A 9,550-nucleotide genomic window follows, 5' to 3' on the forward strand; every position below is an offset into this window, starting at 1 on the left:
AGCTCATGGACGACAGCGAGCATGACGTGCTCGCCTATATGGCGTTCCCGGCGCCGCACCGGACTAAACTGCACTCGACGAACCCGCTGGAGCGCCTCAACAAGGAGGTGAAACGCCGCGCCGACGTGGTCGGCATCTTTCCCTCTGAGGCGTCCATCATCCGCCTCATCGGCGCTGTGCTGCTCGAGGCCAACGACGAGTGGCAACTGCAGCACCGCTACATGGGCGTCGAAGCCATGGGCGAGATGCTCAACCCAGCGCTCACCAACGAAACCCTGCAACTTCCACCCAAGGCCGCCTGAGCCGTGGCCACCTCAAGCCCAGACGCAATTTCCACCACATTGACGGACGCTACCCCGACGAGCGAAGCGAATCTTCCAGCACCCGGAACATACGGTCGAAGCCGACACTGGAACGTGCAAACGGGGAAAAGTCGTAGGTTCTCATAGCCACATCCTCCTGAGAGCAACATGGACACAAGACGCTTCGGGGGTGGTCAGCGCCCCCAGCCGGGCCCTGAGAGGCGCTCGGCGAAATCGAGCTCGGTGCTCGGATCTTGGAGATCAAGAGGGGTTTTGAACTGGCGCACGGTGGGATCCTAATTGGCACCGGCTTCTGCGCCCAACCTCCTGGTTCGGCGTCGATCTTGAGTAGGAACTGGTCACAGGTAAGCGGGCCTGCATGAAGCACCACCGGCCTCGACCAGCGTGGTCAATGTGCAAGGTCGGAACGCTCGCAACGCCGCATCGTGGTGGCTGGCCACTCGGCCCGACCTTTGGTTGCCTCTTGGGTCAGCACGCTGTGACGTGCGGAACCGGCACTAGGCCTCGAAGGCGTTCCAGGCCGAGCGGTAGGCGCGGCGGGTGCCCTCCCCGCGGGCGTGGGTGGCGTGGATGGCGGCCCGCGCCGAGCTTCCGGGCACTCGGAGGTCGCCCAACAGGAAGGTATGCAGCACGAGGAGCTCAGCCGGGGCGGACGCTGCGGGAGCAGCCGTCGGCGAGGGCATCCGGGGAAGGGAAGGGGGCGCGCTGTCGGGCCTGCGCCACCTTGGCGCGCCCCCTTCCGTCCGCAAAACCTGATTAACGGACGGAATGCCCCAGTCCGTCGCGGGGCGCGCCGCCGGCTTCTCAAGAAGCACGGAAACCTCAGCAAAGCCGGGCTTTTCGCGGTAGTTAGGCACGATAACCCTCTATTATCGTGCCCAAAAGGCAAGGAGGGGAAGGTTGCCATGAATGGTCGCTGGCTGGCACACTCAAGCTGCCTTTGAGAACCGTGCTCGGTGAATGGCCGCTGAGATTGCGAGTCGGCTGACGAGATGCCCGCCCTGAGTTGAATCGACGTTAGGGCAAGAGGTTGGTGTGTTTTGCTAGCACCTGATAGCATGGTCGGCGCGTGTGGGAGTGTGGTGCATGGCGAGCCTGTTGATCCGCAACGTCGACGAAGCGCTCCGCGACCAGCTTAAGGCGCGCGCGCGCCGGCACCGGCGCTCCCTCGAAGAGGAGGCGCGCGAGCTTCTCCGGACGGCGATCGCCCGCGACGCGTCGGGCGGCGAGACGCTGCCGGCCATCGCCGAGCGGCTCTTCGGTGCCGAGCGAGGGATCGACCTTGACCTGCCGCCGCGTGGCCAGGAGCGCGAACGGCCGCCGATCGGCTTCGGCAGCGACGCTGGGCGGTGATCCTGCTCGACACCAACGTCGTCTCCGAGCTGATGCGGCCGCGGCCGGACGCCCGGGTGGCGGCGTTCCTTGCCGCCCGACCACTGGAGGAGCTCTTCCTGCCGAGCCTCGTCGTGGCCGAGATCCGCTACGGCCTTGCCCGCCTGCCGGACGGGCAGCGGCGCAATGGTCTGGAGGGTCTCTTCGAACGCCTTCTCAGCGAGGGCTTCGGCGACCGTGTGCTGCCCTTCGACGCAAGCGGCGCGGCCGCCTACGCCCGGGCGCGCGCGGCCCGGGAGAGCGCCGGGCGGCCGATTGCCCTGGCCGATGCGCTGATCGCCGGCATGGCGCTCGCGCATGGTGCAAGCCTCGCCACACGCAACATCGACGACTTTGACCAGCTCGGCCTGACACTGCTTAACCCATGGGACACGCTATGACCGCTTCTCCCGAAGACAAGCGGGTAAGTGTCCCCCCGTCGGTGGTGCGGCTGGCGGCCGGCGCGCTGCCGGCGGAGGCACTGGCGGTGCTGGCCGGGCCGGTCGGCGAGGCGGTGGCGCGGGCGGCGGGCTACGCCGGGCAGGCGCTGTCGGAGAACACCAGGCGCGCCTACGCCTCCGACTGGCGCGCCTTCTGTTCCTGGTGCGAGCTGGGTGGGGTGGTAGCCCTGCCGGCGGCGCCGGTGGTGATCGCCGGCCACCTGGCGAGCCTCGCCGCGACGCTCGGTCGGAGCGGCCTGCGCCGGCGGCTCGCGGCCATCGCCCACCACCACCGCCAGGCGGGGCATCTGTGGGAGACGCGACAGCCGGCCATCAGCGCCACCATGCGCGGCATCCTCGCTTCCCACGGCAAGCCGGCCCGTCCGGCCGCGGCGCTGACCTCGGCCGAGGTCAAGCGCCTGCTGGCGAGCTGCGGGACGGACGTGGCCGGGGTGCGGGACCGGGCACTGCTGCTTGTGGGCTTCGCGGGGGCGCTCCGGCGTTCCGAGTTGGTGGGGATCGACCGCGAGCACCTGCGGTTCACGTCAGAGGGCATGACGGTGCTGATCCCGCGCTCCAAGCGCGACCAGGAGGGGGAGGGGGCCTCCATCGGCATACCCCGCGGGCTGAACCCGCTCTCCTGCCCGGTGCGGGCGGTGGAGGCCTGGCTCAATCGCTCTCGCATCGAGTGGGGGCCGGTGTTCCGCCGCGTGAGCGCGGGCGGGGGGCTGGAGGACCGGCTGACCCCGCAGGGGGTGTGGCGGATCCTGCGGCGAAGGGCGGAGATGGCGAACCTGGTGGTAGACGAGCGCGAGCGGCTCTCCCCGCACGGGCTCCGGGCCGGGTTCATCACGGAAGCCTACCTGAAGGGTGCGCTGGACGAGCAGGTGATGCACCACACGCGGCAGCGGAGTATCGCCACCACCCAGGGCTACCGCAGGCGCGCCAAAATCACGCAGGACAGCCCGGCGCGGCTGCTGGACCTCTGAGCGGCAGGGAGCGGAGCGAGGGAGTGGCGGGGCCGGAGGGGGGAAGGGGGAGGGGAAGTGCCCTCTTGGATGAGGCCAGCCCCGGCTCACAGGACCACTTCTGGCAACCCGAGCGCACCCACACGGACTGGCTGCGCAACACGCTGGCGGTGAGCGGGCCCACCGAGGAGGTGGCGCGGTTCACCGCCGCGGCCGCGGGTGCGGGCGTGATCCCCTGGGCGCTGGATCTCGCCGCGCTCGAAGAGGAGTTCCTGCTGCCCATGGCGGCACCCCAGGACGGGGCACCAGCCATCAGCCTTTCGGGCGCCAAGCTCCTGGCGAGGCGGCTCAAGGAGGGGGTGGCGCTGAACCACCAGCGGGCGCTGTCCCGCATCGACACCGACCGCAGCTGCCCGCTCGACCTGCACCGGCTGCTGCCGGTTCCCGCCAGCATCCTGAGGCTCGGGCCGGAGGAGCCGGCGAGCCGGGACTGGCTTGCCGCCCACTGGGGCACCACCCGCCCGCTCCGGCACGTGGAGGTGCTGCCCGGCAAGCTGGACGGGCGAAAGAAGAAGATGGCGGAGCTGCGGGTGGGCTTCTGGTCGGCCGACTGGTCACCCTGGCAGGCGGTGCTGCGGCTCAGGCGAAGCTGGCCGGCGCTCGCCTTCGTGCTCCAGCCTGACTACGCGCCGGGTGGGGCGGAAGGGCAGGGTGCGAGCGCCCTTGAGGGAACCGGATCCTCCTCCGTGAGTCGCGAGAGGGCCCGCCGTGGGTGAGGCGCTCGACCTGGAAGAGCCTGCACGCAGGGGAGGGCAGGGGAGGGACCTAGCCGGCCCCAGCCGGGGCGAGGCCAGCCCGCACCTGCGGGTAGAGGGCTTCGAGGGGCCGCTCGACTTCCTGCTGGAGATGGTCCGGCGCCATCGGGTGGACCTCGCCCCGCTTTCCATCCTGACGCTGACCGACCAGCTGGTGGGCGCCATCGAGGACAATGGCGGTGGCGTCCGGCTGGAGCGGAGGGCGGACTGGCTGATCATGGCCAGCCAGCTGCTCCTCCTCAAAGCGCAGCTGCTGGCGCCCGCCAGCCCCGAGGCGGCGGAGGAGGCCGGCGCGGAGGCAAGGCGGCGCCTCGAGCAATTGGACGAGCTGGTGCGTATGCGGGCCGGCGCCGAGTGGCTCACGGCCCGGCCGCAGCTTGGCCAGTCGGTGTTCGCGAGAGGACAGGGCGAGCCGCCCACCCCGCGACCGCAGGCGGAGCTCTACGTGGCCTTCCTCGAGGCGACGCTCGCCATGCTGGAGGGCCGCGAGGGGCAGGGGGCGGAGGCGCCCACCACCTACCGCCCCGCGCCGCCTGACCTCTGGCGCATCTCGGACGCCGTGCGCCGCATCACTGGGATGCTTCAGCAGAACACGGGTAGCCTGCCGTTGGAGCGCTGCCTGCCGCCGGTCCCGTATGCCACCCCTGATAGGTCGCTGCGCCTGCGAGCCGCACTCGCCAGCACCCTCGTCGCTGGGCTGGAACTGGCGCGTGACGGTCGGGTCATGCTCCAGCAGGAGAAGGCCTTCGGTGCCGTTCTGATCGGGCCGGTACCAGTCTGAGCAACCCGGTGGTCAGGCACCGCTATGACCCTACTGAACCTCTACCTTTCCAGCCCGGGCGGTCTCAACCCAGAGCGCGAGGTCGCGCTCCAGGAACTCGCTGAACTGTGCCGGGGTGAGGTCGGGTACCTCGCCGCCGGCGTGCCCGATCCGCTCGACGATCCGGGGCGTGCGGAGCGCCGCCCGAATAGCCTGGTTCAAGGTTGTGACGAGGGGAAGGGGTAGTCCCGCGGGGCCGAGCACCCCGAACCACGCCGCGGCCGTCTGCACCTGCGGGGCCGCCTCTGACAGGGACGGGAGGTCAGGCAGGGAGGGAAGCCGGCTCCCCGAGGTAACGGCGAGCGCCCGGACCTTCCCGTCGCTCAGCAGCGGGCCGGCGACATCCAATGGGGCAAACATCGCGTCGACATGGCCCGCAACGACATCCACAAGCGCCGGCGCCGTCCCGCGGAACGGCACTTCGGGCCCCGACAAGCCGAGCGCTGAGCGGAGCAGGACGGTCTGCATGTGCAGCGAGCTGCCGACGCCGCCGATGGCGAAGCTGTAGCGGTCCGGTCGGGCGCGCGCGGCCGCGACAAAGCTTGCAAGGTCCCTCTCCCGTACGCTTGGGCCGATCACCAGCACGCTGGCACTCAGTTGGGCGAGGAGCGCAACCGGGGTGAAGTCCTCGAGCGGCCGGTAGGGTACCTGGCGCATGATCGCCGCGTTCAGGGTGTGGCTCGTGAACGCGACCAGCAGTGTCCCCCCGTCGGGCGCCGAGCGTGCCACGTACTGGGCCGCCACGTTCCCACCGGCGCCTGCCCGGTTCTCAACAGCGATGGTGCGCCCGAGCTTCTCGCGCAGCACCTCGGAGATATCGCGGGCGAGGGTGTCCGTCGTGCCGCCGGGGGAGGCGCCCACCACGAGCGAGATGGTGGGCGGAAGGGAGGATTGCTGCGCTGAGACAGCACGGGGCCGCCCAATCGCGGTGAGGAGAGGCGCTCCCAGAGCATATCCGATGAGGGTGCGGCGTTTCGTGTGTTGCATGCCCTGTTCGCTTTCTCTTGGCTAGCTGGATGGTCGATTGCGTCTTCTTGCCAAACCCGTTGGCAATCTCCGCTCGCGTCCAACGAGATTTGTCATCCTGATGACACGTAACTATGTGTGCTCGCACAAACCGGAGTCAGGCCTTGGCAAATCAGTTCAAACGCGGCGCGCAAGTGCGCTTCAAGACGACAGGGGCAGGCATCACGACGGCCCGCCGTGGCACCGTTGTGAAGACCGTTCCCACTGTCCGTGGTGTGCGCGTCGAGGTGAAGGATAAGGACGGCGATGTGTACCGTCCTCATCTTTCCATGGTGAAGTTGACGACCTGATCCCAAGGATGTCACGGCCGGCGTTGCTGCCTGGGGTGCCGGGCAGCAACGCCGGCCGTGACATCATAGCTGCTGCAAAGACCGTCCTCACCTATGTCGTAGCCGTCATCGACATCAATTGGCGGATTGCTGGGATCGTTATGCAAGCCGATCTTCTTGCCGATGAAATGGACGAACCATTCACCGAGGTCCGCTAACAAGAAACCGATAACCGGTGAGATTGTGGTGCACAGATACGGTCGGAGAGCGGCCCTGGGTTAGGATCGTGGCGGGGCGTGTCCGCGCCATTCAGGCGCGCCCAGCTTGCCGTTCAAAATCAATGCCGACCGCCGTCAGCACATTCCGAAGCAGCAGCATCGCGCGGTGAATTGGGCGGAGCATGATGCGGGCCTTCGTGGGCGCGGCAGCTTGAGGATCTGGTTCACGGGCGCGGCGATCGCAGCTTACAACTTGAACCGCCGACCACGCGGAGCTGGCAGCCGTGATACTCGGAGTTGGCCATCACCACGGCCCTGACACTTTGGGCCGTGTTCCGCTTGGCCTTGCCCCAGAACGAAGGTCTGATTGGCTCGATCATCACCCTGCTCGGACTGGATCTGGCCGTGCCGGACCACACCACCCTCAGCCGCTGAGCCGAGATGCTGTAGGTGCCGCGGCTCGGCTTGGTACGTGTCCCATACACCTACTGGTCGACAGCACAAGGCTGTGACTATGTGGCCCAGGCGAGTGGCTCGTCGAGAAGCACGGGAGCAGGACACGTCGGGCGTGGCTACGACCAGGATAGTGTCTATGGTGGGGTCGGTGCGCGGCATCCCGATGCTGCGGTGATCGTCCCGCCCCGCTCCAGCGGGGTGCCGAGCGCGGACGCATGGGCTGGCAAAAGGTATCCGGCTATTCTCTCTTCAGACCTTCTCAGCAGTCCGCGAAGCCACCCACGCATCACGCACTCCCGGCGTGCGCCGCGCCTGTGCCTGCACATCACGGCGCGCCCGGCGGAGCGCGAGGGGCACCGTGATTGCGGCGAGCACGGCGACAACCAATACGCCGGTCGCGGCCGCCGCAGCCATCCCCAGAGCCGTTGCCAGCGCCCCTAGGGCGATCGCCAGGACACCGCTGAAGAGGTACGAGAGCACGAGAACCGCAGAGGTCATGGAGCCCCGGTTCTCCTCTGGCGCGGCCTCGTTGAGCGTGGCGAGGCCGCCATAGACCATGAGGGCGTATTCGGCGCCGGAAGTCAGGCTCGCGGCGACAAGACAGGCTAGCAGCCTGGCGGATTCCCAGCGGACCTGAGATCGGCAAATCTGTTCGGCATGACAGGGTTCATACCGTTCAGCCGCGATCAGGCCTTCCTGCTGCCACCTGATGCGAAGGACTGGCTGCCGGCGGACGACGTGGCGCACTTCGTGGTGGCCGCGGTGGATCGGGTGCCGCTCGGCGCCTTCGCCGTTCGCCCGATCCCGGGCGGCAAGGCGCAGTATCATCCGCGGCTGCTGCTGGCGCTGCTGGTCTACGCCTATGCCAACGGCGTCTTCTCCTCGCGCCGCATCGAGCGGGCGACCTATCGCGATCTCGGCGTGCGCTACGTGGCCGCGAACCTGCACCCTGACCACGACACCATCGCGACCTTCCGCCGGGCCAACCGCACCGCTTTCGAGGTGGTCTTCCTGCAGGTGCTGCTGCTGGCCCGTGAGAGCGGGCTCCTACGGCTTGGGATGGTGGCGATCGACGGCACCAAGCTCGACGCCGATGCGTCCAAGATCCGCTCGGTGCGCTACGACCGGGCCAAGGAACTGCGTGCCAGGCTCGCCGCCGACATCGCCGCGCTGACCGCCCGCGCCGAAGCGGCCGACGCCGAGGCGTATCCCGACCCGCAGGCGCTGCCCGCCGAGATCGCGAGGCGCGAGGCGCTGAAGGCCAAGCTCGATGCCGCCTGCGCCCGGCTTGAGGAACAGGCCCGCACCCGAGGCCGAGGCGGCCCGGCCCGAGTACGAGGCCAGGCGTGCCGCCTACGAGGCGAAGAAGGGGCGCCGGCGCGGCCGCCCGCCCAAGCCGCCCGAGGACGATCCGCCACCCGAGCGCCAGTCCAATCTCACCGACCCTGACAGCGCGCTGATGCGCCGCTCCGACGCCCACGAGTACCGCCAGGCCTACAACGCCCAGGCCGTGGTATGCGCCAAGGGCACGCAGCTGATCCTGGCCAACGGCGTCGTCACCACCCCCGCCGACGCGCCGAGCTTTGCCTCAACCGTCCTCGGCATGGAGCAGGGCATCGGCCTGCCGAGGATCGTCCTCGCCGACGCCGGCTTCGCCTCAGGCAATGCGGTTGCCACCCTCGAAGCAAAGGGCTTCGAGCCACTCGTCGCCATCGGCCGCACCCAGCCGCACCGGCCCTACGACTTCCGCCCACCGCCTGAACCCAAGACCGCACGCCGCATCACCGAGCCCTGGCGTCTCGCCATGCAAGCCAAGCTGAAGAGCCCCGATGCCAGAGCCCGCTACGCCCACCGCAAGCAGACCGTCGAACCCGTCTTTGGGATCATCGAATCCGCGCTTGGCTTCACCCGTTTCCACCTCCGCGGCCTCGCCAACGTCACCGCCGAGTGGAACCTGATCGCTCTCGCCTACAACTGCCGAAGGCTTCACCGCCCGCGGCTGGCCACCTGATCCACAACCCGGCTATCCCACCGGCAGCAGACCCAAACCCGACAGGCTGCCATGGTGGATCTGCGAGCCTTGGGCTTCCATGACGTAAAGGCTGTGATACAACAGGCTGTAGAGTTCCGCTTCAGCGTGTTCGCCGCACCCGATGGGGACGACAACCTGCTCATCCAAAACACGACTGCGTCGGCCCTGGCCGACCGTGTCTTCGTCTGAGCATTGGCATTTTAGGGAGCGTGCTCTCCAAGATCGTCTGACAGGCCGGCTGCTACGAGAGCCGATCTCACGGCTACGGCTGGTCGATAGGTGCCAACGAGTATCTGCCATGGGCATGCTGGACTAGTCGCCACGTCGGTAAGCGAGAAGGAGACTCTTTGCAGGTTCTAGGCTCCCAGCGGCGCCTCCGCCTCACGCTTCGCGCGGCGCAGCCTACTCTAGGCGCGCTGCTGCTACTCGCTTCCTCTCTGCACGTTACGGCAGCGTCGGCGCAGGACGAGCCGATCGAACTGGCTGACGATCCGTTCGAAATCAGTGATCCCATAGCAGCGGCGCCCGGATCGGCGGAGGTCGCGTTTGTTGGTGTTTACGAAAGGGCCCGCACTGGACGCATTCGGAACACACTCGAATTCGAAACAGAGCTGGAACTTGGCGTCATCCCACGTCTTGAGCTTCGACTGGGCCAGACCGGCGCTTATGGAAATCTCGAAACCCGTCGCCGGCTGGGTGCCATCGCTGACCTAACCGATGCTCCTCTCGAGAGGGAACAGGCCAGCAAAGGAGGTACGTCACGCATTGGTATCATGTACCAGCTTACGGATAATCAAGGTAGAACGCCAGCC

13 protein-coding genes and 1 pseudogene are annotated in these 9,550 nt (G+C 68.1%); 11 read left to right on the forward strand and 3 right to left on the reverse strand.

The features are described 5' to 3' along the window. The coding region (locus tag BO39_RS28305) for an IS256 family transposase (protein ID WP_043838667.1) at positions 1-302 on the forward strand (302 nt) is incomplete at its 5' end. Between the two features lie 518 nt (positions 303-820). Here BO39_RS28305 and BO39_RS35090 read toward each other — a convergent pair. After that, on the reverse strand, positions 821-955 hold the full coding sequence (locus tag BO39_RS35090) for a hypothetical protein (protein WP_281175643.1): 135 nt from the start codon (positions 953-955) through the stop codon (positions 821-823). Between the two features lie 454 nt (positions 956-1,409). On the opposite strand from BO39_RS35090, the gene BO39_RS28310 reads away from it, so the two are divergent. The 5 genes from BO39_RS28310 to BO39_RS28330 all read left to right on the forward strand — a co-directional run bounded on the left by BO39_RS28310 (position 1,410) and on the right by BO39_RS28330 (position 4,698). Continuing rightward, positions 1,410-1,676, forward strand: a complete 267-nt coding sequence (locus BO39_RS28310) for a FitA-like ribbon-helix-helix domain-containing protein (protein ID WP_043840077.1) — start codon at positions 1,410-1,412, stop codon at positions 1,674-1,676. Then, the gene (locus BO39_RS28315) at positions 1,673-2,095 is read left to right on the forward strand and encodes a type II toxin-antitoxin system VapC family toxin (protein WP_043840079.1); all 423 of its coding nucleotides are present in this window, start codon (positions 1,673-1,675) and stop codon (positions 2,093-2,095) included. Before BO39_RS28310 ends, BO39_RS28315 begins: the two co-directional genes overlap by 4 nt. Continuing rightward, entirely contained in the window at positions 2,092-3,123 is a 1,032-nt protein-coding gene (locus tag BO39_RS28320; protein ID WP_156964090.1) for a tyrosine-type recombinase/integrase, read from the forward strand. Before BO39_RS28315 ends, BO39_RS28320 begins: the two co-directional genes overlap by 4 nt. 65 nt (positions 3,124-3,188) lie before the next feature. Then, on the forward strand, positions 3,189-3,878 hold the full coding sequence (locus BO39_RS28325; protein ID WP_052402980.1) for a hypothetical protein: 690 nt from the start codon (positions 3,189-3,191) through the stop codon (positions 3,876-3,878). Then, positions 3,871-4,698 carry a segregation and condensation protein A gene (locus BO39_RS28330; protein WP_052402981.1) on the forward strand — a complete coding sequence of 276 codons (828 nt, stop codon included), beginning with the start codon at positions 3,871-3,873 and terminating at the stop codon, positions 4,696-4,698. Before BO39_RS28325 ends, BO39_RS28330 begins: the two co-directional genes overlap by 8 nt. 30 nt (positions 4,699-4,728) lie before the next feature. Here BO39_RS28330 and BO39_RS28335 read toward each other — a convergent pair whose 3' ends face one another. Then, positions 4,729-5,724, reverse strand: a complete 996-nt coding sequence (locus tag BO39_RS28335; protein WP_052402982.1) for a Bug family tripartite tricarboxylate transporter substrate binding protein — start codon at positions 5,722-5,724, stop codon at positions 4,729-4,731. A 143-nt stretch (positions 5,725-5,867) separates the two neighbouring features. Between BO39_RS28335 and BO39_RS28340 the strand changes: the two genes are divergently transcribed. The 3 genes from BO39_RS28340 (at position 5,868) to BO39_RS32140 (ending at position 6,685) form a co-directional block, all read left to right on the forward strand. Beyond that, complete coding sequence (locus BO39_RS28340; protein WP_043840081.1) at positions 5,868-6,053, forward strand: hypothetical protein; 186 nt, start codon at positions 5,868-5,870, stop codon at positions 6,051-6,053. Between the two features lie 23 nt (positions 6,054-6,076). Then, on the forward strand, positions 6,077-6,250 hold the full coding sequence (locus BO39_RS33370; protein ID WP_169742889.1) for a hypothetical protein: 174 nt from the start codon (positions 6,077-6,079) through the stop codon (positions 6,248-6,250). A gap of 297 nt (positions 6,251-6,547) precedes the next feature. Beyond that, entirely contained in the window at positions 6,548-6,685 is a 138-nt protein-coding gene (locus BO39_RS32140) for a transposase (protein WP_084698647.1), read from the forward strand. 270 nt (positions 6,686-6,955) lie between these two features. On the opposite strand, the gene BO39_RS28350 is transcribed toward BO39_RS32140, so the two are convergent. Further along, positions 6,956-7,264 carry a hypothetical protein gene (locus BO39_RS28350; protein WP_043840083.1) on the reverse strand — a complete coding sequence of 103 codons (309 nt, stop codon included), beginning with the start codon at positions 7,262-7,264 and terminating at the stop codon, positions 6,956-6,958. Positions 7,265-7,363: 99 nt separating this feature from the next. Between BO39_RS28350 and BO39_RS28355 the strand changes: the two are divergent. Both BO39_RS28355 and BO39_RS34120 read left to right on the forward strand, forming a co-directional pair. Further along, positions 7,364-8,717 (forward strand): annotated as a pseudogene (locus tag BO39_RS28355) (IS1182 family transposase). Positions 8,718-9,085: 368 nt separating this feature from the next. Continuing rightward, positions 9,086-9,550: hypothetical protein (locus BO39_RS34120; protein WP_211257604.1), on the forward strand; the 465-nt coding region annotated here is incomplete at its 3' end.

It is taken from the genome of Roseomonas aerilata DSM 19363, assembly GCF_000711725.1.
GTDB lineage: Bacteria > Pseudomonadota > Alphaproteobacteria > Acetobacterales > Acetobacteraceae > Roseomonas > Roseomonas aerilata.